This window comes from Kitasatospora sp. NPDC005856 (assembly GCF_040629945.1).
Taxonomy (GTDB): domain Bacteria; phylum Actinomycetota; class Actinomycetes; order Streptomycetales; family Streptomycetaceae; genus Kitasatospora.
Genome location: NZ_JBEXWT010000039.1, coordinates 1 through 24967, shown reverse-complemented (window position 1 = coordinate 24967; position 24967 = coordinate 1). Strand labels below are relative to the sequence as shown.

Genomic DNA, 24967 nt, shown 5'->3' with positions numbered 1-24967 from the left:
GTGATCGAGGACGCCCTGGACCACCTGGTGAAGGGCATCGTCGAGCACCCCGACAAGGTGCAGGTGCGCTCGCGCAACCTGCGTCGGGGTAACACCATCGAGGTGCGGGTGCACCCCGATGACCTCGGCAAGGTGATCGGCCGGGGCGGCCGTACGGCGCGCGCACTGCGCACCGTGGTCGGCGCCCTCGGCGGTCGCAACGTCCGGGTCGACCTGGTCGACGTGGACAGCATTCGCTGACGCTGCTGCTCGTTCAGCCGTCAGGGCTTGTGAGGCCGACCGGGACGCATGGCGTCCCGGTCGGCCTTTCGCATTTCCATCCGTATTTCCCGCACATCATCGCTTCGCAGCCCGTCGCTTTTCGTTTCGGCTCAGGAACTCCAGGAGAACGATCACCGTGCAGCTCGTCGTCGGCAGGATCGGCCGTGCCCACGGCATCAGGGGGGACGTCAGTGTCGAGGTCCGCACCGACGAGCCGGAACTCCGGCTCGGCCCCGGTGCCGTGGTGCTCACCGACCCCGCTTCGACCGGACCGCTGACCGTCGAGTCCGGCCGGGTGCACAGCGGCCGACTGCTGCTGCGCTTCGTCGGCGTCAAGGACCGCAACGCGGCCGAGGCCCTCCGCGGCACCCTGCTCATCTCCGAGGTCGACCCGGAGGAGCGCCCCGACGACCCGGAGGAGTACTACGACCACCAGCTGATCGGCCTGGACGTGGTGCTGCTCGACGGCACCCTGGTCGGCGAGCTGACCGAGGTGGTCCACCTGCCCTACCAGGACCTGCTCACGGTCAAGAAGGCCGACGGGACGGACGTGCTGGTGCCCTTCGTCACCCAGATCGTGCCGACCATCGACCTGGAGAACCAGCGCGCCGTGATCACCCCGCCGGCCGGGCTGATCGACCCGGAGCAGGCCGAGGTCGCGGGGACCTCCTCGGCCGAGCCCGCCGCGGGCTCGGACTCCGAGGACTCGGAGGAGTCCAAGTGACCACGGCGGAGCACACCGGGGCGGGCGTTCCGGCGGCCGACGGCGTGCAGAGCGGCATGCGGATCGACGTCGTCACGATCTTCCCCGAGTACCTGGAGCCGCTGGACGTCTCGCTGGTCGGCAAGGCCCGCGCCCGAGGCCAGCTGGACGTGCACGTCCACGACCTGCGCGGGTGGACCCACGACGTGCACCGCACGGTCGACGACAGCCCGTACGGCGGCGGCCCCGGCATGGTGATGAAGCCCGAGCCGTGGGGCGAGGCGCTGGACGCGGTGATCGCCGGCGGACCGGAGGGGCAGCTGCCCACCTTGGTCGTGCCGACCCCGAGCGGGCGACCGTTCACCCAGGCGCTCGCCCAGGAACTGGCCGGGCGCCCCTGGCTGGCCTTCACCCCCGCCCGGTACGAGGGCATCGACCGCCGGGTGATCGAGGAGGCGGCCACCCGGATGCCGGTGGTCGAGGCCTCGATCGGCGACTACGTCCTGGCCGGCGGCGAGGTCGCCGTGCTGGTGATGGTCGAGGCGATCGCCCGGCTGCTGCCCGGGGTGCTCGGCAACGCCGAGTCGCACCGCGACGACTCCTTCGCGCCGGGCGCGATGGCCGACCTGCTGGAGGGCCCGGTCTACACCAAGCCCGCCGAGTGGCGCGGCCGGACGGTGCCGGACGTGCTGCTCAGCGGCAACCACGGCAGGATCGCCCGCTGGCGCCGCGAGCAGGCCTTCGCCCGGACCCTGGCCAACCGGCCCGATCTGGTCGAGCGCTGGCAGTACGGCGACTTCGACAAGAAGGAGCGGGAGGCGCTGAGCATCCTCGGCCTGGCCTGGGACGAGAGGCTCGGCCGATTTCGGTCCGTGGCCGGTGATGTGGAAGAATAGGCCGCTGCTGTCTGTCGCTGGTTCCCTTCCGTAGGGGGCACGTGGACCGGCGCCCCCGCCACGGGGGGTTCGTCGTCAGCCGATGCGGCCCGCAGCAGACCCCATTGTGACGATTTCCGTGGGCGGCCCGTGGCGCCTGCGATGGAGAGCAACATGAGCAACAAGCTCGCTGCTGTCGACGCGGCCTCGCTGCGTAGCGACATTCCGGCCTTCCGCGCCGGTGACACCCTGAAGGTTCACGTCCGGGTCATCGAGGGCAACCGCTCCCGTGTCCAGGTCTTCCAGGGCGTCGTCATCCGCCGCCACGGCGCCGGCATCGGTGAGACCTTCACCGTTCGCAAGGTCAGCTTCAACGTCGGCGTGGAGCGCACCTTCCCGGTGCACACCCCGGTCGTCGAGAAGATCGAGGTCGTGACCCGCGGTGCGGTTCGCCGCGCCAAGCTGTACTACCTGCGTGACCTCCGCGGCAAGGCCGCGAAGATCAAGGAGAAGCGCGACCGCTGATCCACCGGACCCCGGCTCCGCCGGGGATCGGAACGCTCCGAGGGGGTCGAACGGCCGCAAGGTAAGCTCACCCCCCGATGAGCACGCACGAACCACCCGCGGACCGCGACGGCAGTCCCGCACCCACCGGTGCGGACTCGCTGTCGCGGTCCGCGGTCGTTTCCGGGAGCGGTTCCGCCGCGGCGGACGGCGCGGATGCCTCGGAGGCCGCCGACGGGCCGGAGCGCGCGGAGCTGTTGGAGCGCGCCGAGCTGCCGGAGCGGGGCGAGGATCCTGAACGCGCTGCGGGTCCTGAACGCGCCGAGGAACGGACCGGCGGCCGCGGCGATGCCGACTCGGACGGCGGTGACGGATCCGACCAGGACGAGGAGCCAGGGCGTTCGCGTTCGCGGGACCTGCTGCTGTTGGTCGGGATCTGTCTGACGGCCCTGCTGCTGGTGAACGCCTTCGTCGCGCGCCCGTTCTCGGTGCCCTCCGGGTCGATGGAGGAGACCCTGCGCCCGGGGGACCGGCTGGTCGCGAACCAGCTCGCCTACGCCTTCGGCGGCCACCCCCAGCGGGGCGACGTCGTGGTCTTCGACGGGACGGGCTCCTTCCTGCGCGGGTCGGCGAAGCCGTCGGGCTTCTGGGACGGCCTGCGCTCGTTCGCCCAGGACCTCGGTCTGGCCCCGGCCGGGGACACCGTCTACGTCAAGCGCGTGATCGGCGTCGGCGGGGACCGGGTGACCAGCACCGGCCCGGGCGCGCCGATCACCGTCAACGGCGTGCCGATCGACGAGACCTCCTACCTGTCCCCGGGCGACGATCCGTCGAGCGTGGCCTTCGACATCGTCGTGCCCGCCGGCAAGCTGTGGGTGATGGGGGACCACCGCAGCGCCTCCCGGGACTCCCGCGACCACCTCGGCGAGCCCGGCGGCGGCTTCGTGCCCGAGACGAAGGTGATCGGCAGGGCGGACTGGGTGGTCTACCCGTTCTCGCGCTGGACCGGCCTGGACCGGCCCGCGGCCTTCGCCGCGACTGCGGGGACGGGCGGTCATGGGGACCAGGGGTAGGGATCGGCTCGCCGACCGTCCGGCCGCCGGGGGAACGGCGACCGCAGTGCCGGGGACGGGTGGTGCGGCGGGCTCCGGGCCGGCCGGGGCCCCGTCGGCGCGCGGCCGGGCCGAGCGCCGGCGCAGTGCCCGCAAGGCGGCCCGTCGGCGCAAGCGCTCGCTGGTGCGCGAGGTGCCGCTGATCATCCTGGTGGCCCTGCTGGTGGCGCTGGTGATGAAGACCTTCCTGGTCCAGGTGTTCGTGATCCCCTCGGGCTCGATGGAACAGACCATCCTGATCGGGGACCGGGTGCTGGTGGACAAGCTGACCCCCTGGTTCGGCAGTGAGCCGCAGCGCGGCGACATCGTGGTGTTCAAGGACCCGGGCGGCTGGCTGGAGCACGACCGGAAGCCGTCCGACGACGGCCTGGTGCTGGGCGGGGCCAAGAAGGTGATGACCTTCGTCGGACTGCTGCCCTCCGACGACGAGCAGGACCTGATCAAGCGGGTGATCGGCGTCGGCGGGGACACCGTCGAGTGCTGCGACGCGCAGGGGCGGCTCAGCGTCAACGGCCGTCCGGTGGAGGAGTCCTATCTCGCGCCCGGTAACCCGCCGTCCCGGCAGACCTTCAGGGTCCAGGTGCCGCAGGGGCGGCTGTGGGTCATGGGCGACCACCGGGACGTCTCCGCCGACTCCCGTTTTCACATGGGCAATCCGGGCCAGGGGACGATCCCGCTGAGCGGCGTGGTCGGTCGCGCCTTCGTGATCGCCTGGCCGCTGGACCGGTTCCATCAACTCGATGCGCCCGGTTCACTCTCCTCTCTCGCCCGGATGCCGCAGGCCGGCGGAACTGCCGCGGAGTCGGTGGGCGTTGGGCCGGTTCCTGCGGAACCCCCGCTCGTTATGGGGGTGTTGGGCATCCTTCCGGTCGTCGCGCGCAGGTCGGGGCGGCGTCCGGAGTGAGTCGCGCCGGCCGTCGACCGGACGGGCCTCGCGTGTGGGACCGCGAGCCGGATGCCTGGGAGTGATAGAGAAGTGCAGGTGCGGCCGGAAGTGGTCCCGGCCGTGGGCCGAGGCCGTGCTGGTGTCAGGGGAGTCCGCGGTGGGCAGCCCTGAGGCGTTCATGGTCGTGGTGAGCGTGGTGCCCGCTGTGCGGCACTCTGAGCGCGGGCGCGCGGGCGTCCGCACAGCAGGGAGGAGACGTTGTGGGGGATTTGGTGATCGGCGCCCGATCAGGCGCCGGAGAGCCCGAGGGCCCGGGCCGTCGGGCGGACCGGTCCGCCGAGTCCGCGGCCTCCTCGGCCTCGGTCGAGGACGCGGCGGCGCAGACCGCTGACGGACAGGGCACCGGGCCGGAGGAATCCCCGGACTCCCCGCACGCGGGGGCCGAGCCCGCGGACGGATCGGAGTCGGAGGCTCCCTCCAAGCCGCGCAAGCCGCGCTCGTTCTGGAAGGAACTGCCGATCCTGATCGGCATCGCGTTGATCCTCGCGCTGGTGATCAAGACCTTCTTCGTCCAGGCGTTCTCCATTCCGTCGGAATCGATGCAGAACACGCTGCAGGTCGGCGACCGCGTCCTGGTGGACAAGCTGACCCCGTGGTTCGGAGCCGAACCCGAGCGCGGTGAGGTCGTGGTGTTCCACGACCCGGGTGGCTGGCTGAACGACGAGCCGACCCAGCAGAGCAGCAACTCCTTCCTCCGCGGCGTCCAGGACGTGCTGAGCTTCGTCGGCCTGATGCCCTCCGCCAACGAGAAGGACCTGATCAAGCGGGTCATCGCGGTCGGCGGCGACACCGTCGAGTGCGAGGGCGAGGGGCCGGTCAAGGTCAACGGCGTCGCCCTCAACGAGCCGTACGTCTACCCGGGCAACACCCCCTGCGGCGACCACCCCTTCGGCCCGGTCAAGGTGCCCAAGGACCGGATCTGGGTGATGGGTGACCACCGCGCCAACTCGCTGGACTCCCGCTTCCACATGGACCAGCCGGGTGGCGGCACCGTCCCGGTGGACAACGTGATCGGGCGCGCCTTCGTGGTGGCCTGGCCGATCAGCCACTGGTCGACGCTGCCGGTGCCGGACACCTTCGACCAGAAGGGCCTGGCGGCGGCCGCGCCGATGGCGCCCCCCGTGGCCGGTGCGGTGGGGGCCGTCGCCCTGCTCCCGCTGGTGCGTCGGGTGCGGGGCCGGGCGGAGCGCCGCCAGGAGTCCTGAGCTCCACCGGATCGTGTTCCGCCGGGTTGGCCCCGGCTCTTGCGCGGGCCGTGGTACCGACGAGTAATCTGCTCGGACGTGCCACGGCCCGTCGGCTTCTCCGCCCGTGCCTCCGGCGTGCCAGTGGTGTTCTCCGGTCGGCCAGAGGTGGACGGTGTCGATGAGCAGTGTCGTGGAGCAGACGGTCGACCGCCCGCCCGTGCCCGCCCGAGCGGGCCGCGGGCCCGCCGCGGTGCTGCAGGGCGTCGCCCTCGCGCTCGGGCTGGTGCTGATGGTCGGCGGCTTCGCCCTGATCGCGATCGACTACCGGCCGTACAAGATCCCCACCGCCTCGATGCACCCGACGCTGCGCGCCGGGGACACCGTGCTCGCGCGCAAGGCCGACGGCGGCGACATCGGGCGGGGCGACGTGGTGGTCTTCCGCGACCAGGCCTGGGGCAGCGAGCTGATGGTCAAGCGCGTGGTCGCGGTCGGCGGGGACACCGTCGCCACCACCGGGGCCGAGCACCGGCTGACGGTCAACGGGCAGCCGGTGGACGAGCCCTACCTGGCGACGCAGGGCCGCCAGGGCGACGCGTTCAGCGTGACGGTGCCGCAGGGCCGGCTGTTCCTGCTCGGCGACAACCGGGTGGGCTCGCTCGACTCCCGCACCCACCTGGAGGTCGACGGCGGGACCGTCCCGGCCGAGGCCGTCGAGGCCAGGGTCGAGGCCACCGTGCTGCCCTTCGGCCGCATGGGTCTGCTCGGCCGGGTCACGGACTTCGACGGCTTCGCGGGCCCGAGGGCCTCGCAGCCGGGGCCGCTGGAGCCCCTCGCCTACGCCGCCGTCGCGGGTGCGGCGCTGATCCTCGTGACCTCGGCGGTGGGCGGGGTGGCTGCTCTGGCCCGCCGGCTCCGGGGGCGCGGCGCCTGAGCGGGACCGTCGCCGGGCGGGCCGCTCTGCCGAACATCGCCCCGGACGACCGCGCCGGGTGGCAGGATCGGTAGCGCCACCGATGCGGACGGAAGGAGCGTGGAGCGCCGCCATGACAGCACGGCGTCGCAGGGCCGCGCGGATCCTGCTGCTGGACGGGCAGGACCGCATCCTCCTCTTCCTGGGGGCCGACCCGGCCACCCCGGGGGAGACGTGGTGGTTCACGCCCGGGGGCGGCTTGGAGCCGGGGGAGGACGTGCGCGGGGCCGCCGAGCGGGAGCTCGTGGAGGAGACCGGCCTGCGGGGCGTGGACCTGGGGCCCTTGGTGGGGTACGGCACGGTGTCGTTCTCCTTTCAGGGACAGTGCTACGAGCAGGAGCAGTGGTTCCACCTGGCCCGGACCGCGGAGACAGGGCTGGACCACTCGGGCATGGGTGCGGACGAGCACGCCCAACTGCTCGCGGCGCGCTGGTGGACGGTCGAGGAACTGAGGGGGACCGCCGAGACGGTCTATCCGCCGGGCCTGGCGGACTTCCTGGAGCGGCTGCTGGCCGAGGGCCCGCCGGTGGATCCGGTACGGCTCTGACCGTGGGTGCGGTGGTCCACAATGGGTGGACGTGACAAGTTGAGGGGACGCCTGGATGAGTGCCGAAGATCTCGAGAAGTACGAGACCGAGATGGAGCTCAAGCTCTACCGGGAGTACCGGGACGTCGTCGGCCTGTTCAAGTACGTGATCGAGACCGAGCGACGGTTCTACCTCACCAACGACTACGAGCTGCAGGTGCACTCGGTCCAGGGCGAGGTGTTCTTCGAGGTGTCGATGGCGGATGCGTGGGTCTGGGACATGTACCGGCCGGCCCGGTTCGTCCGCAAGGTCCGGGTGCTGACCTTCAAGGACGTGAACATCGAGGAACTCGCGAAGAGCGATCTGGAGCTGCCCTCGGACGAGTCCGGCTTCGGGAACTGACGTTGGACGACTCCGTCCCGCGTTGTCCAGCCGAATTCGGCGGGAACGGGGCTTCTCACCCCTGCGGGTGACAAGAGTTGTCCACAGGCCCGGGTTATCCACAGGGAACGGGAATTCCCGGGCCTCGTCGTGCGCATTGGTGCAGCCTCCTCGGCGGAGGTGGTCACCATGCAGCACACCGTCGTGCAGGACCAGGCCGTACCGGACGCGTCCACAGCCGGGAAACCCCCGCGGGCGATCCCGGAGCGCAGTACCAAGAACGGGCTCGGCCGCTACGGAGAGCGGGTCGCCGCCCGCCGCCTCGCCGAGGCCGGGCTCCGCATCCTGGACCGCAACTGGCGTTGCGTCGAGGGCGAGCTGGACATCGTCGCCCTCGACGGCGACACCGTGGCGGTCTGCGAGGTGAAGACCCGCTCCGAGCGGGGATTCCAACAGCCCACCGAGGCCATCGACCGGGCCAAGGCCGCCCGGCTGCAGCGCCTGGCCGAGCGCTGGATGGCCGAGCGCTGGCCCGGTCACTTCGCCGAGTTGGCCGGGCCCGGCTACGATCCGGGGCCCACCGATCCGCAATGGCCGCCCGCCCCACCGGGCGGGGTGCGGATCGACCTGGTCGCGGTGGTGAACCGGGCGCGGGGTGCGGCCCTGGTCGACCACCTGCGGGGGGTGGTCTGAGATGGCTTTCGCCCGTACCTGTTCCGTCGCGCTGGTCGGCGTCGACGGAGTGATCGTCGAGGTCCAGGCCGATCTGGAGCCCGGGGTGGCCGCGTTCACCCTGGTCGGCCTGCCCGACAAGGCGCTCACCGAAGCCCGCGACCGGGTCCGCGCCGCGGTCGTGAACAGCGGCGAGGCCTGGCCGCAGCGCAAACTGACGGTCGGCCTCAGTCCCGCCTCGGTGCCCAAGAGCGGCAGCGGCTTCGACCTCGCGGTCGCCTGCGCCGTGCTGGCCGCCGCCGAACGGCTCGACCCCTCCGCCATCGCCGATCTGCTGGTCATCGGCGAGCTGGGGCTGGACGGCCGGGTGCGGCCGGTCAGAGGGGTGCTGCCGTCGGTGCTGGCCGCCGCCGACGCGGGGTACGAGCGGGTCGTGGTCGCCGAGCAGACGGCGCCCGAGGCCTCGCTCGTTCCCGGGGTGACGGTGATCGGGGTCCGCAGCCTGCGCCAGCTCGTCGCCATCCTGACCGGCGCGGCGGCACCGGAGGAGCCGCCCGACCCGATCGGCGGTCGGCCGGATCCGCTGATGGCCGGCCTGATGCTGCCCAGCGCGGGGGTGCGGGGCCTGCCCGACGACCGGGCGGCCCGGCTCGACATGGCCGATGTGGCCGGCCAGTACGAGGCCCGGCGAGCCCTGGAGATCGCCGCCGCCGGGGGCCACCACATCTACCTGAAGGGCCCGCCCGGGGCGGGCAAGACGATGCTGGCGGAGCGGTTGCCCGCGCTGCTCCCGCCGCTGACCCAGAAGGAGGCGCTGGAGGTCACCGCCGTCCACTCGGTGGCGGGGCTGCTGCCAGCCGGGCGTCCCCTGATCGACACCGCGCCCTACTGCGCCCCGCACCACTCCACGACGATGCCGGCCATCGTCGGCGGCGGCAGCGGTCTGCCGAGACCGGGGGCGGTCTCGCTGGCCCACCGGGGCGTGCTCTTCCTGGACTTTACCGACCACCCGTAGAACGTCCGTGTCACTCGTTTGGATGCAGATCTAGGACATGACGTGGAGGTTTACCGACCGCTGCCGATGTGACTGTTGAGTCCGGTTTTGCGGAGGAGGTCGGGGTGCGGGGGCTGGTGCTCGGAGATCTGAGGGTCCAGGAGATGCCGCGGGCTGGTGGCGGCCGGTCCTACACGATCGTTCGGCCGGATGCGACGGTTGAGGACGAGGCCGACGCGTTCCTGCGCCTGTTCGATGGTCGAGGGACTCAGCGGACGTACGCCTACTTCCTTGTCGATCACCTGCGGTGGCGGCTGCGAGAGGGCCTGACCACCGAGCGGGTCGGACTGCGTGATCTTCAGCGGTACATGGGGGCGGTCGGCGCGAAGGTGCAGTTCCCGTTCGGGCTGCCGTGGCGGTTGCCGCCGAAGCGTCCGTACTCGGCATCAGCCCTGGTGATCGCCGCAGCCTGTTTGAAGGGCTTCTACCTGCATCACTGCGCGGTCGGCGGGGTGAACGACGAGCTGCGGAGCGCGCTGGCCGCGGGTCGGCTGCCGACCCGGGCGGACCGCGGCCGGGCGTTCCTCGGGCATGTGATTACGTCGGCGCCTGCCAACCCGCTCGCGCCGAGGCGCCGGGGCCGCCGGCACCCCAAGATGCTCCCGGACGGCACCCGCGGGGACCTGCTGGAGCGGGTCAACACGGCTCGGGACGCGATGGTGGTGACCTGGCTGTCGGACACGAGCATACGCATCGGCGCGCTCACCGGTCTCCATCTTGTCGACCTGCACCTGCGGGAGCGGGCGGCCTGCGGGGAGTGCGCGGACCCCCACCTGCACATCTGCCATCGCTGGAACAATCCGAACCGGGCGGCGGCCAAGATCAAGCCGGACTGGTGGCTGCGCGACGGCGTGGTTACGGGCGGCGAGATCGTGAGGGCGAGCCCTGCGATGGTCAGCTCCTACTTCGCCTACATGACGACCGAGTACGCGTCCTTCGCCGCCGGGCACGGGATGCTGCTGATCCAGCTGGCCGGACCACGGCGGGGCGAGCCCTGGAGCGCGGACGCTGCACGGGGGATGCTGCGGCGGGCCGGAGCGCGGGCAGGGCTGCCGGGCAGGATCAGGCCGCAGGCGTTCCGGCACACGTTCACGAACGCCGTGCTGGAGGCGTCCGGCGGTGACCCCTTCGTCGCGAAGGCCGCCGGGAACTGGGCGTCGGCGGCGATGGTTGACCAGGTCTATGGTCACCCGGATCTGCACTCACCGCAGTTCAGTGCGGCACTCAGCCAGGTCTGGGGGGAGGACGGGTGAGAGCGCTCCCGCTGCTGACGAACCCGCACGTCCTGTCCCGCACCGGAGCGGACCGGCTGGAAATCCTGCAGGCGCTGATCACGGCTCCGTCGTTCGACCTGTTGTTCCGTGGTGACGTGCTGCGGATGCCCGGCGACCATCCGGTCTTCGGCTGGCAGTGCAAGGTCGACGGATGCGAGCGCGCCCACGAAGGGTCCTGGGACCTGTGCTACAACCACCGCGTCGAGTGGGCGGCGCTCCGGGACGCCGGGGGCTCCTACACCCAGTTCATGGAGAAGGCGGAGCCGCTGCAGGCGAGGACCTGGTCGGACGCGCGGCCGTGTCTGATCTGCCCGGAGCTGCCAGCGATCGGTAAGACGGGCCTTTGCTCCGTCCACGCGAGACGGTGGATCGGCTGGCGGCGGGACGAGGCGAATCGGGGCCGGACCGCCGATTTCGACAGCTGGCTGGCCACTTGCTCGCCGTTTCCGGGGCTGGGGAAGTGCCGAGTTCGAGCTTGCGCGGACCGGGCGAACCATCATCCGCTGAAGTTGTGCACCCGGCACATGAGCCTCTACCAGCGGGAGGGCACCCCGGGCGATGCGCGGGTGATGAACACGCGGTCTTGGCGCAAGCTCAAGCAGATGCCGGCCGAGGCGCCGGTCAGTTTCGGGGACGAGAGCGCGTTCCGGCGCTGGTGCGACCAGGCGCCAGCCATCTTCCAGAAGAACGGTGTTCTGTCGCTGCTGGGCCTCGCGCCGCTGTTGAAGGCCGAGATCCAGTGGACCATGTTCGATCACACGCACGGGCCGGCGGACAAGGCGCACTGGCCGCTCTTCTGGGTCCACCGCCTCGTTCAGCACGCCCGTTCCTGCGAGGCGCGGTCGCTGTCGGATCTGGACATGTACGCCGTCCCGCTGACGCCCCGGGGCATCGCGAAGGCGATGGTCGGGCAGTTGCGGCTGGTCTACTTCACCCGGCAGGACACCCGGGAGGCCGGGTTCATCGAGTCGGCGCACTACGGCGTCCACTTTCCCGACTGCTCCAGCCATTTCGCGCTGACCGCTGTCTCGCAGCGGTGGCTGCGCGATCTTCTCTGGGATTTCTACGACGAGCGGCTGAGGAACGATCCGCCTCGATCGCAGGGCCCGTTCAAGGCGGCCCGGCGCGGTTTCGTGGAGTTCAGCGCCTACCTGCAGGCGCAGGCGCCCGGGGGCGGCCACGATCCCCGGTTGCTGACCGAGGCCGACGTGCTCGGCTTCGTCGCCGACCAGCGTCACCGGGCCCAACACGGGCTGTTGCCGCTCTCGCGCGAATTCGACCTGGTCAAACGGCCCCCGAGCACCGCGAACCCGCAGTCGATCTCCCGGATCATCAACGCGACCCGCCAGGTTTTCAGGTTCGCGCTGGACAAGGGGATCGTCTTCGAGATCGGGCTGGATCACCGGTTCGTCCTGGCCTTCCCCTTCGGCGGGATCTCCCGGGGCCGGCCCCGGCGTCCGTTCTCGGACGAAGTGGCCAAGGCCTTGGCCGACCCGGACAACCTCGCCCGCCTCGACGAGCTCGACGTCGACGACCGCGGCTTGCGCGACATCTGGGAGGCGCTCGTCGTCACGGGCCGGCGCGGCAATGAGGTGGCCCGGCTGCGACTGGACTGCATCGCGCGCATCAACGGCCTGCCACTGCTCTGGCACGACCAGACGAAGGTCGGGAATCTGGACGAGGGCATCCGCATCCCCGAGCGCCTGGTCCGGCGGATCGAGGTCCGGCAGAAGAAGACCGTCGACCGGTTCGTCCAGCGTCACGGCCGGCCGCCCACCGCGCAGGAACGAGCCCTCCTCGCTCTGTTCCCCCGCCGCGCGACCAACCGCTCGGGTCAGCAGAGCATGACCCTCAGCTGGTTCCAGACCCTCTTCAGCCGCTGGGTCGGCGAGCTCGACATCAAGGGCGTCGCGCATCAGGCCCGCCACACCCTGGCGACGAACCTGATCAAGGCCGGCGCGAACCTGGTGCACGTCAAGCGCTACCTCGGGCAGGTCTCCGAGGCGATGGCCGAGCACTACGTCCACCTCGCCAATACTGACCCGCGCCTGAACGACGCGCTCAACGCGGTCTGGGTCGCGGGCCCCGGCACCGCCGAGCCCGGCAAGCTGCTGTCGGCCGGCCAGCCGATGTCCCGCAAGCAGGCCGAGGCCCTGGCGATCGACCTCGCTCGCACCTCCACTCCCGCCGACGGCGGCTTCTGCACCTTCCAGCCCGTCGTCAACGGCGACGCCTGCCCCTGGAACCTGGACTGCCACAACTGCGACAAGTTCGTCCTGTCCGGCGCCGACCTCCTCTACTGGCGCCGCAAGCGCGAGCAGTGGCGCACACTCGCCGAACGCGCGCCGGACCCGGCCACCGCCGACTTCCTCCACGACGCATTCGAGCCCACGGCCCGAGCTATCGACGGCCTGGAGAAGGCTCTGACCGGTGTCGGCCTGCTGGAGGAGGCGCTCGCCCTCGACCTGCGGCGGCCGCAGGACTACTTCGGCCGCATCTGGACCACTGCCTTCCGGGCCCGGGAGCTGGCCGGGCACGAGTCGACCGGGGGCCCGGCATGAGGCCGGAGTCCACTGCGGCGGCCATCGCCACCCGACGCCGGCAGGCCGAGGACAAGCTCGCCCAGGTCGCCACCGCCATCGAACAGCTCCGCCGCGAACGGGGCACCCTGACCGTCAAGGCCATCGCACGGCGAGCAGGCGTCTCCAGCACGTTCCTCTACGAGAACACCGCCGCGCGGGCCATGGCCCAAAACGCCGTCACCGCCAGCCGGAGCCGCCACGACCAGGCCGGCCAGGCCGAGCATGACCGCATCGAGGCCACCTGGCGCGAGCGGGCCCTGAACGCGGAGGCCGAACTCACCCGCACCCAGAACGAGGTTGGCGTCCTGCGGCAACGGATCGGGGAGCTCATGGGCCACATCCGCGACTTCGACCAGATGGTCCCTGGCGAGTCCGTCCAGGCCCTCGTCACGGAGAACACCACCCTCAAGCACCGCGTCGAGCAGCTCACCCGCGAGCACCGCACCTTGCAGGAACGCCTCGACGGCGCCCGCTCCAACCTACGTTTCGCCGACAAGCGTGTCGCCGCGCTCGAAGCCGAACTTCTTGAACACCAACGCACCTGACCGCCCTGCCGATCCGCATGGGGTCCGGTCGACGGGTGGACGCCACCAGAGTTTGTGGCGCCCACCCGCTGACCGGGAACCCATGCGGATCAGCGGGCGAGATCAGGGCTCCAGCACCTGTGGGTCGGTGTCTTCCTCAGCTTCCGGGTTCACCAGCTCGCCCTGGATCACGTTCTGGACCCCAGGACCAGAGCCAGGCACAGCCCTCGGCTGCTGGACCGCACTGGTCGCCCCCTTGGCCTGGCGCCAAGGCATGAAGGACGCAAGTGCCATGACCAGGCCCGTCAGCTCCGTCAGGATTGCAGGCGCCTCGGCAGGCGACGCCTTCCACAGGCTGAGGACGAACAGCAGCCCCAGCAGGACAAACACTCCCAGCCCGAGGGCGACCACCACCCAACCGCCGCCAACAAGTATCGCAATACCCATTTTTTCCTCCCATATAAGACAAGGGCCCCGGCGATGCGGTGCATCGCTGGAGCCGAGACATGTGTGGTTGTGTTGCCAGGAGTAACCTAGCGCGCCGTCAGCTCCTGATGCAAAGTCATTTTTGGCATCACGGAACCACGGGCTCGTCAAATTGTACTTGCGGCCGACGGAATGTCAACTCTCAGTAGTTGTCGCAGCTGGAACCCCTCTGCCCGCGGTCGACCTCCCGGAGCCGTCTCGGGCCTGCTGCTGGGGGGCGGCCTCCACGTCGCGGACGTGGCCGCGATGCATCTCCGCAGGTCGGCAACATCCCGCACAGGTTCACGTCAGGAAAAGTGGAAGAGGCGCCGGAGTTCCCGGTCAGGGTGCTCGACGCGCTGCGCCAGCCGCTGGAGTCGGGCGAGGTGGTCATCGCCCGTTCGGCCGGCTCCTTGCGGCTCCCGGCTCGCTTCCTGCTCTGCTTGGCGGCCAATCCCTGTCCGTGCGGACGGTACTCGCGGCGGGGCGAGGGCTGCGAGTGCACCCCGGCCATGGTCAGCCGCTATCAGGGGCGGCTCTCCGGGCCGTTGCTGGACCGGGTCGACCTCCAGGTCCAGGTGGCCCCGGTGACCAGGGTCGAACTCATGGAGCGGGACACCACGGCGGAGACCACCGAGACCGTCGCGGCCAGAGTGCTGGCCGCGCGTGAGCGGGCGGCGGCCCGGCTGGCGAGCACCCCGTGGCGGACCAACGCGGAGGTGCCGGGCCACGAACTGCGCACCCGCTGGCAGCTCTCACCCGGGGCGCTCAACGACGCCGCGCGGCAGTTGGAGCGGGGGCTGTTGACCGCCCGGGGCCTGGACCGGGTGCTCCGGGTGGCCTGGACGGTCGCCGATCTCGCCGGACGCGACCGGCCGGACCAGCGGGACGTGCGCACCGCTCTGGTCCTGCGCACCGGGGTGGAACACGGACTGCCGCTGACCGAGCGGGCCCTCGGCCGGCTCGGCGGGATCCCGGCGCAGCGCGGCAGCCCGGAGGACGGCCGGCCGGAGAAGCCCGGGGCGCTCGACGAGCGTCCGCGGAACCAGGAGGGTGAGGCATGAACCAGCTGCTGAGGCAACCTCGAATTCCCGGCGCGGCCGCGGCCGGTGCCGCGTCCGACACCGGGTCCGAGCCCGAGCGCCTCGCCCGGGTGCTGCTCGGCCGGCTCAGCGAACCGGGGGACGCGGTGGTCGGCCGGTGGCTCGGCCAGCTCCCCGCCGTCGACGTGGTCGAGGCGATCCGGGACGGGACGGTGCCCGACCACCCCGGACTGGATGCCACCCGCCTGGCCGGGTACCAGGCGCGACTCCCGGGCCTGGACCCGGAGACGGACCTGAAACGGGTACGGGCCGTCGGTGGACGGTTCATCATTCCGGGGGACACGGAGTGGCCCAGCCAACTCGACGACCTGGGTGACGGACGTCCGGTCGGGCTCTGGGTGGCGGGCACCGGCTCGCTGCGGCTGCTCGCTCTCCGCTCGGTCGCGCTGGTGGGCTCCCGGGCCTGCACCGCCTACGGCGCCCACGTCGCGGGGGAGCTGTCGGCCCAACTGGCCGAGCGCGGCTGGACGGTGGTTTCCGGAGCCGCCTACGGGATCGACGCGGCCGCACACCGCGGGGCGCTGGCGGTCGGCGGGATGACGGCCGCCGTGCTCGCCTGCGGCGTCGACGTGGCCTACCCCAAGGGCAACGCCGAACTGATCCGGCGGATCGGCGTCCAGGGCCTGCTGGTCAGTGAACTCCCGCCCGGGGAGCACCCGAACCGCTTCCGCTTCGTCCTCCGCAACAGGGTCATCGCGGCGCTGACCCGGGGCACGGTGGTGGTCGAGGCCGCGGTGCGCAGCGGAGCCCTGAGCACGGCCAGACGGGCGCGGGACCTCAACCGCCACACCATGGGCGTCGCGGGCCCGGTGACCTCGGCGCTCTCCGCCGGGGTGCACGCCCTGATCCGCAGCGGCGCCGCCACCCTGGTCACGGACGCGGCCGAGATCACCGAGCTGATCGGCGCGATCGGGGACGACCTGGCACCGCAGCGCAGCGGCCCGGTGCTTCCGCGTGATCTGCTGGAGCCGGCGGTGGCCCGGGTGCTGGAGGCCGTACCGGCGACCGCGGAGGGCGCCCCGATCGAGCGACTGGCCCGGCAGTCCGGTCTCCCGCCGGACGAAGTCCTGCAACGGCTCTACGAGTTGGGCGCGCTCGGCTACGTGGAGCGTCATGGCGCGCACTGGCGCGTGGTGCGGAGGAGGTGAACGTCGCACCGGAGAACGCGCTCGCGCCGAGGGAACGCGCGTCGGAGCCGCCCTGCTGACCTGCCGATCCGGTTCTGCTGTTCGTTGCCCGGATCCGGCGTGCGAACGCCACCGGATCGGGGGACGGCCGAGCGGTGGTAGCGCTTCGCAGCGAGTCGGTCACGCTACGCTCCACATGCCTTCCCTATCAGCACATGACTCGGCAGAACGGCGCAGACCAACGCATGCCCACACACATTCCCGGACACAGAGTGACCGGTGGCGCTCGGTCCTCGGGAGGGCCGCGGACCGATCGGCGCCCCGTGCCCGACTTCCCGGCCAAGTCGCCGGGGACGATGGGAGGCCTGTCGCGCCAGGGCGGCCGGCCGACGGTGGTGCCCCAGCCCGTGGACGCGGCCCGGGGTGCGGAGCCGGTCCAGGATGCGGACACGGCAGGCCCCGGCGGCGCGCCCGGCGGGGCACCCGCCGGTGCGCCCCCCGGCGCAGGGGTGGCCGGCGCGCCCCGGTCGCCCGGCAGCGCGCCGGCCCGGAGCGTCACGTCCCCGGCGTTCGCCTCACCGGTGTCGCCGCCCCGTCGGGAGAGAGTGGCGGGTGGAGACCAGGGGCAGGACGCCAGGGAGGCCGCGGCCCAGGGCCGCAGCGCGCTGGAGGAACTCTGGCGCTCCTACAAGGAGACCGGGGACCAGAGGCTGCGCGAGCAGCTGATCCTGCACTACTCACCGCTCGTCAAGTACGTGGCGGGGCGGGTCGGGGTCGGCCTGCCCTCCAACGTGGAACAGGCGGACTTCGTCTCCTCGGGGGTCTTCGGGCTGATCGACGCGATCGAGAAGTTCGACATCGGACGCGCCATCAAGTTCGAGACCTATGCGATCAGCCGCATCCGCGGCGCGATCATCGACGAGCTGCGGGCCCTGGACTGGATCCCGCGCTCCGTCCGGCAGAAGGCGAAGGCGGTCGAGCGGACGTACGCGACGCTGGAGGCCCGGCTGCGTCGGACACCGCACGAGCCGGAGGTCGCGGCCGAGATGGGCATCGCGATCGAGGACCTGCACGCCATCTTCAGCCAGCTGTCGCTGGCCAACGTGGTGGCGCTGGACGAGCTGCTCCACCCGGTGGGGGAGGGCGGCGACCGGCTGAGCCTGATGGACACCCTGGAGGACCACGGCGCGGACAACCCGGTCGAGGTGGCCGAGGACCGCGAACTGCGCAGGCTGCTGGCCCAGGCGGTCAACACCCTCCCGGAGCGGGAGAAGACGGTGGTGACGCTCTACTACTACGAGGGCCTCACCCTCGCCGAGATCGGACAGGTCCTGGGGGTGACGGAGAGCCGGGTGAGCCAGATCCACACCAAGTCCGTCCTCCAGCTGCGCGCCAAGCTGTCGGACATCCGATAGGGCGTCGGCACCCGGACGTTGACACCTGGCCTCGGAAAGCCGGCCTCGGGGCCCGAACCTCCTCCCGATGCGCGGCGCCGTACCGGCCGGAGGTATGGCTCCGTACAGTGGGTGCGTGCCGAAGATCCGAGCGGCCACGGTGGCCGAGCATCGCCAGCTCCAGCGTGCAGCGCTCCTCGACGCTGCCCGCATCCTGCTCACCGAGGGTGGCATGGAGGCCCTGACCTTCCCCGCGCTCGCCACGCGCACCGGGCTGGCGCGTTCCTCGGTCTACGAGTACTTCCGCTCCCGCGCCGCCGTGGTCGAGGCCCTCTGCGAGGTGGACCTCCCGCTCTGGGCGGCCGAGATCGAGGCCGGGATGGAGAGCTGCGACACCGCCGTCGAGCGGGTCGAGGCCTACGTCCGGGGTCAGCTGGCGCTGGCCGCCGACCCCCGGCACCGGGCGGTGGTGGCGATCTCGGCACTGGAGCTCGACGAGTCCGCGCGCGAGCGGATCAGGTCGGCGCACGGCAGGCTGGCCGGTCTGATCGGCCGGACGCTGGAGGACCTCGGCCACGCGCAGCCCCGGCTCGCCGCGGCCCTGGTCCAGGGCGTCGTGGAGGCGGCGACCCGTAGGGCCGAGCAGGCCGCGGCCAGCGGCCGCACGGGCTGCGCGGCGGAGAGCCCCGAGGAGATCGCGGACGCCGCTGTCGCGCTGGTCCTGCACGGACTCGTCCGCCCCTGATCCCTGCCCTGCCTGCCCTGCCCCCCGCCCCCTGCCCCGGCCCGGGCCCGCCCCCTGCCCCCGGCCCCGGCCCGGGCCCGGCGTCGGTCCGCTCGCCGCCGGCGCGCGTCGAGCAGGTGCGCCCTACCCGTCCGCGCCCCTCGACGGCAGTAGCCGGGCCGTGCCCGCGCCGAACAGGGCCAGTGGATCCAGGTAGCGGCTTCCGCGGAGCAGCCCCCAGTGCAGGCAGTCGCGCCCGGCGCAGTGCCGCCCTTCCGGAGCGAGCAGCCCGATCGGCTGCCCGGCGGCCACCGGGGTGCCGATCGGGACGGTGCCGGTGACGGGCAGATAGGTGGTCCGCAGCGGGGGAGAGCCCGAGCCGAGGTGGGAGACGGTCACCACCGGCCGTCCCGCCACCAGCCCGGAGAAGGTGACCACCCCGGGAGCCGCCGTCCGGATCTCCGCCCCGGGTGCGGCGGCGAGGTCCACTCCGCGGTGCCCGGCGGCCCAGACCTTCGCCGGCGGCTCGAAGCGGCTCAGCACCCCGCCCGGCCCGCCCACCGGCCAGGCCCGCGCCCCACCCCACCCGGCCCCGGCCCGCCCAGCCCCGCCACCCGAGCCCGGGATGCCGACCGCACCCGCGCTTCCCGACGCCCCCGCTGCCCCCGCCGCCCCCGACGACGCGAGCACGAGCACGAGCGCCACCGTCACCGTCACCACCTTGGACACCCCGCCGAACCACCCGCGACCAGTCATGCCCGCAGGCTCGACGCTCGGCCGCCCCCCACACCACCCACATCCGGATACCTGTGGACAAACCGCCCTCGCGCCCGACCGCCATCCCCCTGGCGGGTGTACGAATGCCGCCATCCGGTGTACAAGCGCCCGCCGCCGACGGGCTCCGAGCCGGTGGCCGATCAGCCGGTGCGCGTGCCCCTCTCCGTCCCTGCGCGCGCCCCGCGGCAACCCCCGCGCCCCCGTCCTGCCCCCTCCGCAACCCCGCCCGCAACCCCGCCGCAACCCGCCCGTTCCGGCCGTTCCCCCGGCTCCCCCCAGGTCCTCGGCGGGCCCCCGGCCACGCGTGGAGTCGCTCGCGCCGCGGCGCTTCCCGTACACTTCACACGCGACCCGGTCTGCCGGGTCGACTTCGCACGCCCCGCCACCGGCGGTCGGACGCGGTTCTTCCGCAGCCCGCCAGGTGCGAGTGCCGCTCGGTCCGCCGAGCCCGACCGGCCCCCGGGCCGCAGGGTTCAAGCGGCTCGGCACGTTCGGGGCGTCAGGCGTGGCTGTCACCTGGCCGCCACGGACAAACCGAGCCTGACCCGGCTGTGGGCGATCGCTGCGAGGCAGTGCCGCCGCCGGGCCGTAACACCAAGGAGCACGGCAATGGCCGTCGTCACGATGCGGGAGCTGCTGGAGAGCGGCGTCCACTTCGGTCACCAGACCCGCCGCTGGAACCCGAAGATGAAGCGCTTCATCATCACGGAGCGCAACGGCATCTACATCATCGACCTCCTGCAGTCGCTGAACTACATCGACCGCGCCTTCGAGTTCATCAAGGAGACCGTTGCCCACGGCGGCAGCGTCCTCTTCGTCGGCACGAAGAAGCAGGCCCAGGAGGCCATCGCCGAGCAGGCCACCCGCGTGGGCATGCCCTACGTGAACCAGCGCTGGCTCGGCGGCATGCTGACCAACTTCTCGACCGTCTACAAGCGCCTCCAGCGCCTGAAGGAGCTCGGCGAGCTGGACTTCTCGGACGTGGCCGGCTCCGGCCTCACCAAGAAGGAGCTCCTGGTCCTGCAGCGCGAGCACGACAAGCTGGAGAAGACCCTCGGCGGTATCCGTGACATGCAGCGCGTTCCCAGCGCTGTCTGGATCGTGGACACCAAGAAGGAGCACATCGCGGTCGGCGAGGCCCGGAAGCTCAACATCCCGGTCGTCGCCATCCTCGACACCAACTGTGACCCGGACGAGGTCGACTACAAGATCCCGGGCAACGACGACGCGATCCGCTCCGTCACCCTGCTGACCCGCGTGATCGCCGACGCCGTGGCCGAGGGCCTCAAGTCCCGCGCCGGTGTCGCCAAGGGCGACGCCAAGGCCGAGCCGGGTGCCGACCAGCCGCTGGCCGCCTGGGAGAAGGACCTCATCGAGGGCGAGAAGAAGGCCGAGGAGGCCCCCGCCGCTGCCGAGGCCCCCGCTGCCGAGGCCCCCGCCGCTGAGGCCCCCGCTGCTGAGGCCCCCGCCACCGAGGCTCCGGCCGAGCAGGCCTGACGTACCAAGGGTGAGGGGCACCCGCCGGTACGAAGCCGGCAGGTGCCCCTCTCTCCCGCGCCGGGACCGAACCATCGGTCCCGGCGCCACTCCACGCAGACACGCGAGACGCGAGAAGAGATTCACACCATGGCGAACTTCACCGCCGCGGACGTCAAGAAGCTCCGTGAGCTCACCGGCGCCGGCATGATGGACTGCAAGAAGGCCCTGGACGAGGCCGAGGGCCAGGTCGAGAAGGCCGTCGAGCTCCTGCGCATCAAGGGCCAGAAGGGCGTTGCCAAGCGCGAGGGCCGTGACGCCTCCAACGGCGCCGTCGCCTCGCTGATCGCCGAGGACAAGAAGTCCGGCGTCCTGGTCGAGCTGAACTGCGAGACCGACTTCGTCGCCAAGGGTGACAACTTCGTCAAGGTCGCCGACGCGATCGCCGCCCACGTCGCCAAGAGCGCCCCGGCCGACCTGGACGCCGCCCTGGCTTCCGAGATCGAGGCCGGCAAGACCGTCCAGCAGTTCGTGGACGAGGCCAACGCGACCCTGGGCGAGAAGATCGTCTTCCGTCGCTTCGCCCAGTTCGACGGTGACGGCTTCGTCGCGGTCTACCTGCACAAGACCAGCCCCGACCTGCCGCCGGCCGTCGGCGTCCTGGTCGAGCTGGACAAGGAGAACGCCGAGGTCGCCAAGGACGTCGCGCAGCACATCGCCGCCTTCGCGCCGAAGTACCTGTCCCGCGAGGAGATCCCGGCCGAGGAGCTCGACAACGAGCGCCGCGTCGCCGAGGCCACCGCCCGCGAGGAGGGCAAGCCGGAGGCCGCCCTGCCGAAGATCGTCGAGGGCCGCGTCACCGGCTTCGTGAAGGAGAACTCCGTCCTGGAGCAGGCCTTCGCGAAGGACAACAAGAAGACCGTCGCCAAGGTCCTCGAGGAGAACGGCGTCGCCCTCAAGCGCTTCGCCCGTTTCCGCGTCGGCGCCTGAGCCACGTTCCACCTGGTCCCCGGCCCCTTTACGCTGGGAACCGCCCCCGCCCGCTGATCGGGGCGGGAGGAACGCCGAACGGGCTCACCCCGCGCCTACCCCCAACGGGCGGGCTCGCGTCGGCACCATGAACGACGAGGAGGCCATTGCCGTGCAGGACACCGAACCGGTTCCCGCGGCAGTGGCCTCCTCGCGTGTACGCGCAGGCGGGGCATCCGCACACCCGCGCCTGTGACCAGTAGGTGCAAAAAGGAGAAGTCCATGCAGGAGACGCAGGAGACCGCGCAGGACCCCCAGGTCGGCTCGCGCCGCCGGGTGCTGCTCAAGCTGTCCGGTGAGGCCTTCGCCGGTGGTGGCGGGCTCGGCGTCGACCCGGACGTCGTGCACGCGATCGCCCGGGAGATCGCCACGGTCGTCCGCGCCGGTACCGAGGTCGCGGTGGTCATCGGCGGCGGCAACTTCTTCCGGGGCGCCGAGCTCCAGGTCCGCGGCATGGACCGGGCCCGCTCCGACTACATGGGCATGCTCGGCACCGTCATGAACTGCCTGGCGCTGCAGGACTTCCTGGTCAAGGAGGGCATCGAGACCCGGGTCCAGACCGCCATCACCATGGGCCAGGTCGCCGAGCCGTACCTGCCGCTGCGCGCCGTCCGGCACCTGGAGAAGGGCCGTGTGGTGATCTTCGGCGCCGGTATGGGCATGCCGTACTTCTCCACCGACACCACGGCCGTCCAGCGCGCCCTGGAGATCCACGCCGACGTCCTGCTGATGGGCAAGAACGGCGTGGACGGCGTCTACGACTCCGACCCGCGGACCAACCCGGACGCGGTCAAGTTCGACGCGCTGGAGTACTCCGAGGTCATCGCGCGCGACCTCAAGGTCGCCGACCTCACCGCGATCACGCTGTGCAAGGACAACAACCTTCCGATGCTGGTCTTCGAACTGCTGGCGGAGGGCAATATCGCGCGCGCGGTGAAGAGTGAGAAGATCGGCACACTCATCAGCCAGGATTCTGTCCGGGCCTGAGCAGCAACCAGCCGTACCGGACGGCGCCGGCGCCGCGACCGGCCACCGCGCCGACACCGGTCGGAACAACAGCAGATGAACCGGACAGGGAGACCACAGTGATCGAAGAGACCCTCCTCGAGGCCGAGGAGAAGATGGAGAAGGCCGTCCTGCACGCCAAGGACGACTTCGCGGCCATCCGCACCGGCCGCGCGCACCCGGCGATGTTCGCCAAGATCGTCGCGGAGTACTACGGCGCCAAGACCCCGATCAACCAGCTGGCCTCGTTCTCGGTGCCGGAGCCGCGGATGGCGGTCGTCTCGCCGTTCGACAAGACCGCACTGAAGGCCATCGAGCAGGCGATCCGTGACTCCGACCTGGGCGTGAACCCGTCCAACGACGGCTCGATCATCCGCGTGGTGCTGCCCGAGCTGACCGAGGAGCGCCGCCGGGAGTTCATCAAGATCGCCCGCACCAAGGGCGAGGACGCCAAGGTCTCGATCCGTTCGGTGCGCCGCAAGGCCAAGGACGCCATCGACAAGCTGGTGAAGGACGGCGAGGTCGGCGAGGACGACGGCCGCCGTTCCGAGAAGGAGCTCGACGACACCACGGCCAAGTACGTGGCCCAGATCGACGAGCTGTTGAAGCACAAGGAAGCCGAGCTGCTCGAGGTCTGATGAACGACGCCCCTGACGCCCCCGGCTACTGGGGCCCGTCCGACCAGCAGTTCCAGCCCTACCGCCCGGCGCCGCACCCGCAGGCCGCCCGTACCCCGGCCCATCCGGCGCCGGGGTACGGCGCGCAGCCGGCGCCGGCCCAGGGACACCCCGGCCACCCTGGCGGCCACGCCGTGCCCCCGGGCGTGCCGGGTGCCGCCCCCGGGGTGCCGGGCCTCCGTTCGGATCAGTCGCAGCAGCCTCCGGTGTACTGGGGCGGCGATGCGGAGGAGACTCAGGTCATGCCTCCCGTGCCGGCCGAGCCCGGGCCGCCGCCCGGCACGCCCGACCCCGGTCGGCGCGCCGCCCACGGTGGGCCCGCCGCCCATGGCGGGCCCTCGGCCCACGGCCGGCCCGCCCCCGGCGGCCCGGCCGAGCCCGCCGGGGGACAGGGCAGGGAGTCCCGGCTGAGCGGCGCGTTCTTCCGGGACGAGCAGCCCCAGTCGGCGCCGCCGGGCGTGACGGAGACGGTCGTGCTGCGCGCGATATCCGACGACGCTCCCCCCGCCCCCGGCCGCGGCACCCCGCCGCACCCGGGGGCACCGGTGCATCCCGCGCCGCCGGCGAACCACCTGGCGGCCGGGCAGCCCCACTTCGTGCCGTCGTCCCACCCAGGGCAGGAGACACCCGTGGCCGCCCAGCCCGCCCCGCAGCCGCAGCCGCGCAAGCAGCGCGGTGGCCGTAACCTCCAGGCCGCCATAGGCGTGGGCGTCGGCCTGGGCGCGGTGATCGTCGCCTCGCTGTTCGTGGTGAAGGCGCTGTTCCTGGTCGTCGTGATGGCCGCGGTCGCGGTCGGCGTCTGGGAGCTGACCAGCCGGCTCGCCGAGCGCAAGCAGATCAAGGCGCCGCTGATCCCGCTGGTCGTGGGCGGCATCGCGATGGTCGCCACCGGCTACTGGTCCGGCATCCAGTGGGCCGCCGCCTCGCTCGCGCTGACCGGGCTGGCGGTGATGGTCTGGCGGATGGCCGAGCCGCCGGAGGACTACCTGCGGGACATAACGGCAGGCGTGTTCACGGCCTTCTACGTGCCGTTCCTGGCCACCTTCGTGGCGATGATGCTGGCGGCCGACGACGGCCCCCAGCGGATCGTGCTCTTCCTGATCGTGACGATCTGCAGCGACACCGGCGCGTACGCGGTGGGCTACAAGTTCGGGAAGACCAAGCTGGCCCCGACGATCAGCCCGGGCAAGACCCGCGAGGGCCTGGCCGGCGGCATCGGCCTGTCGATGCTGGCGGGCGCGCTGCTGATGGAGCTGATCATCGACGGCGGCAGCTGGTGGCAGGGCCTGATCCTGGGCGGCTGTGCGGCGGTCACCGCGACCCTGGGCGACCTGGGCGAGTCGATGATCAAGCGCGACCTCGGGATCAAGGACATGGGCACGCTGCTGCCCGGCCACGGCGGCATCATGGACCGGCTGGACTCGCTCCTGCCGACCGCCCCGGTGGTCTGGCTGCTGTTGGCCGCCTTCGTCGGCAGCTGACCGGCGCGTACGAGACGTACGAGGCAGGGCCCCGGACGCCTGCTTGGGTTCTAACGGTCCTCGCAACACCCGCGATCTGTGGGAGTTGCGAGGACCGTGGGCGTTGAGCGTGCTGATCTTGTGGGATTGAGGGATCG

At 71.8% G+C, this 24967-nt stretch carries 24 protein-coding genes and 2 pseudogenes; 24 read left to right on the top strand and 2 right to left on the bottom strand.

Annotated features, from left to right (window positions below; translation table 11 throughout):
* From ABZ449_RS23180 to ABZ449_RS23110, 15 genes and pseudogenes are all read left to right on the top strand, one after another.
* A complete protein-coding gene (locus ABZ449_RS23180; protein ID WP_360348926.1) occupies positions 1-240 on the top strand; it encodes an RNA-binding protein in 240 nt (79 codons plus the stop codon).
* Positions 241-397: 157 nt separating this feature from the next.
* On the top strand, positions 398-985 hold the full coding sequence (rimM, locus tag ABZ449_RS23175; RefSeq protein ID WP_360348923.1) for a ribosome maturation factor RimM: 588 nt from the start codon (positions 398-400) through the stop codon (positions 983-985).
* A gap of 56 nt (positions 986-1041) precedes the next feature.
* On the top strand, positions 1042-1860 hold the full coding sequence (gene trmD / locus ABZ449_RS23170; protein ID WP_360349055.1) for a tRNA (guanosine(37)-N1)-methyltransferase TrmD: 819 nt from the start codon (positions 1042-1044) through the stop codon (positions 1858-1860).
* Between the two features lie 153 nt (positions 1861-2013).
* A complete protein-coding gene (gene rplS, locus ABZ449_RS23165) occupies positions 2014-2364 on the top strand; it encodes a 50S ribosomal protein L19 (protein ID WP_030306736.1) in 351 nt (116 codons plus the stop codon).
* A 77-nt stretch (positions 2365-2441) separates the two neighbouring features.
* A complete protein-coding gene (lepB, locus tag ABZ449_RS23160; protein ID WP_360348920.1) occupies positions 2442-3416 on the top strand; it encodes a signal peptidase I in 975 nt (324 codons plus the stop codon).
* Positions 3400-4359, top strand: coding sequence for a signal peptidase I (lepB, locus tag ABZ449_RS23155; RefSeq protein ID WP_360348917.1), 960 nt, complete (start codon positions 3400-3402; stop codon positions 4357-4359). Before lepB (ABZ449_RS23160) ends, lepB (ABZ449_RS23155) begins: the two co-directional genes overlap by 17 nt.
* 242 nt (positions 4360-4601) lie before the next feature.
* Positions 4602-5606, top strand: coding sequence for a signal peptidase I (lepB, locus tag ABZ449_RS23150; RefSeq protein WP_360348914.1), 1005 nt, complete (start codon positions 4602-4604; stop codon positions 5604-5606).
* Positions 5607-5766: 160 nt separating this feature from the next.
* Entirely contained in the window at positions 5767-6519 is a 753-nt protein-coding gene (lepB, locus tag ABZ449_RS23145; RefSeq protein WP_360348911.1) for a signal peptidase I, read from the top strand.
* A gap of 112 nt (positions 6520-6631) precedes the next feature.
* Entirely contained in the window at positions 6632-7105 is a 474-nt protein-coding gene (locus ABZ449_RS23140) for an NUDIX domain-containing protein (RefSeq protein WP_360348908.1), read from the top strand.
* Between the two features lie 55 nt (positions 7106-7160).
* Positions 7161-7487, top strand: a complete 327-nt coding sequence (locus ABZ449_RS23135; RefSeq protein ID WP_030056781.1) for a DUF2469 domain-containing protein — start codon at positions 7161-7163, stop codon at positions 7485-7487.
* Positions 7488-7655: 168 nt separating this feature from the next.
* On the top strand, positions 7656-8159 hold the full coding sequence (locus tag ABZ449_RS23130; protein ID WP_360348905.1) for a YraN family protein: 504 nt from the start codon (positions 7656-7658) through the stop codon (positions 8157-8159).
* A 1-nt stretch (position 8160) separates the two neighbouring features.
* Positions 8161-9135: pseudogene (locus ABZ449_RS23125) on the top strand (ATP-binding protein); the annotation flags it as partial.
* Between the two features lie 86 nt (positions 9136-9221).
* Positions 9222-10445 (top strand): tyrosine-type recombinase/integrase, encoded by a 1224-nt coding sequence (locus tag ABZ449_RS23120; RefSeq protein WP_360348902.1) that lies wholly within the window; start codon positions 9222-9224, stop codon positions 10443-10445.
* 125 nt (positions 10446-10570) lie between these two features.
* Positions 10571-13027 carry a tyrosine-type recombinase/integrase gene (locus ABZ449_RS23115; RefSeq protein WP_360349052.1) on the top strand — a complete coding sequence of 819 codons (2457 nt, stop codon included), beginning with the start codon at positions 10571-10573 and terminating at the stop codon, positions 13025-13027.
* Positions 13024-13593, top strand: a complete 570-nt coding sequence (locus tag ABZ449_RS23110; protein WP_360348899.1) for a DUF6262 family protein — start codon at positions 13024-13026, stop codon at positions 13591-13593. The genes ABZ449_RS23115 and ABZ449_RS23110 overlap by 4 nt, the downstream gene beginning before the upstream one ends.
* A 102-nt stretch (positions 13594-13695) precedes the next feature.
* Here ABZ449_RS23110 and ABZ449_RS23105 read toward each other — a convergent pair whose 3' ends face one another.
* Positions 13696-14019, bottom strand: coding sequence for a hypothetical protein (locus ABZ449_RS23105; protein ID WP_360348896.1), 324 nt, complete (start codon positions 14017-14019; stop codon positions 13696-13698).
* Positions 14020-14354: 335 nt separating this feature from the next.
* Here ABZ449_RS23105 and ABZ449_RS23100 point away from each other — a divergent pair.
* From ABZ449_RS23100 to ABZ449_RS23085, 4 genes and pseudogenes are all read left to right on the top strand, one after another.
* A pseudogene (locus ABZ449_RS23100) lies at positions 14355-15101 on the top strand (ATP-binding protein); the annotation flags it as partial.
* Positions 15098-16288, top strand: a complete 1191-nt coding sequence (dprA, locus tag ABZ449_RS23095) for a DNA-processing protein DprA (protein WP_360348893.1) — start codon at positions 15098-15100, stop codon at positions 16286-16288. The pseudogene ABZ449_RS23100 and the gene dprA, both read left to right, overlap by 4 nt.
* Before the next feature lie 584 nt (positions 16289-16872).
* Positions 16873-17682, top strand: coding sequence for an RNA polymerase sigma factor WhiG (whiG, locus tag ABZ449_RS23090; protein WP_360348890.1), 810 nt, complete (start codon positions 16873-16875; stop codon positions 17680-17682).
* A 139-nt stretch (positions 17683-17821) separates the two neighbouring features.
* A complete protein-coding gene (locus ABZ449_RS23085) occupies positions 17822-18406 on the top strand; it encodes a helix-turn-helix domain-containing protein (protein WP_360349049.1) in 585 nt (194 codons plus the stop codon).
* Between the two features lie 123 nt (positions 18407-18529).
* On the opposite strand, the gene ABZ449_RS23080 is transcribed toward ABZ449_RS23085, so the two are convergent.
* On the bottom strand, positions 18530-19141 hold the full coding sequence (locus ABZ449_RS23080; protein WP_360348887.1) for a M23 family metallopeptidase: 612 nt from the start codon (positions 19139-19141) through the stop codon (positions 18530-18532).
* A 630-nt stretch (positions 19142-19771) separates the two neighbouring features.
* On the opposite strand from ABZ449_RS23080, the gene rpsB reads away from it, so the two are divergent.
* The 5 genes from rpsB (at position 19772) to ABZ449_RS23055 (ending at position 24830) form a co-directional block, all read left to right on the top strand.
* Complete coding sequence (gene rpsB / locus ABZ449_RS23075) at positions 19772-20659, top strand: 30S ribosomal protein S2 (RefSeq protein WP_360348884.1); 888 nt, start codon at positions 19772-19774, stop codon at positions 20657-20659.
* A gap of 129 nt (positions 20660-20788) precedes the next feature.
* The gene (gene tsf, locus ABZ449_RS23070; protein WP_360348881.1) at positions 20789-21628 is read left to right on the top strand and encodes a translation elongation factor Ts; all 840 of its coding nucleotides are present in this window, start codon (positions 20789-20791) and stop codon (positions 21626-21628) included.
* Between the two features lie 261 nt (positions 21629-21889).
* Positions 21890-22654: a UMP kinase gene (gene pyrH, locus ABZ449_RS23065; protein ID WP_360348878.1), complete on the top strand. Its 765-nt coding sequence runs from the start codon at positions 21890-21892 to the stop codon at positions 22652-22654.
* Between the two features lie 98 nt (positions 22655-22752).
* The gene (gene frr / locus ABZ449_RS23060) at positions 22753-23310 is read left to right on the top strand and encodes a ribosome recycling factor (RefSeq protein WP_360348875.1); all 558 of its coding nucleotides are present in this window, start codon (positions 22753-22755) and stop codon (positions 23308-23310) included.
* A 281-nt stretch (positions 23311-23591) separates the two neighbouring features.
* Positions 23592-24830: a phosphatidate cytidylyltransferase gene (locus ABZ449_RS23055; RefSeq protein WP_360349046.1), complete on the top strand. Its 1239-nt coding sequence runs from the start codon at positions 23592-23594 to the stop codon at positions 24828-24830.
* The last annotated feature ends 137 nt before the right edge of the window (positions 24831-24967 follow it).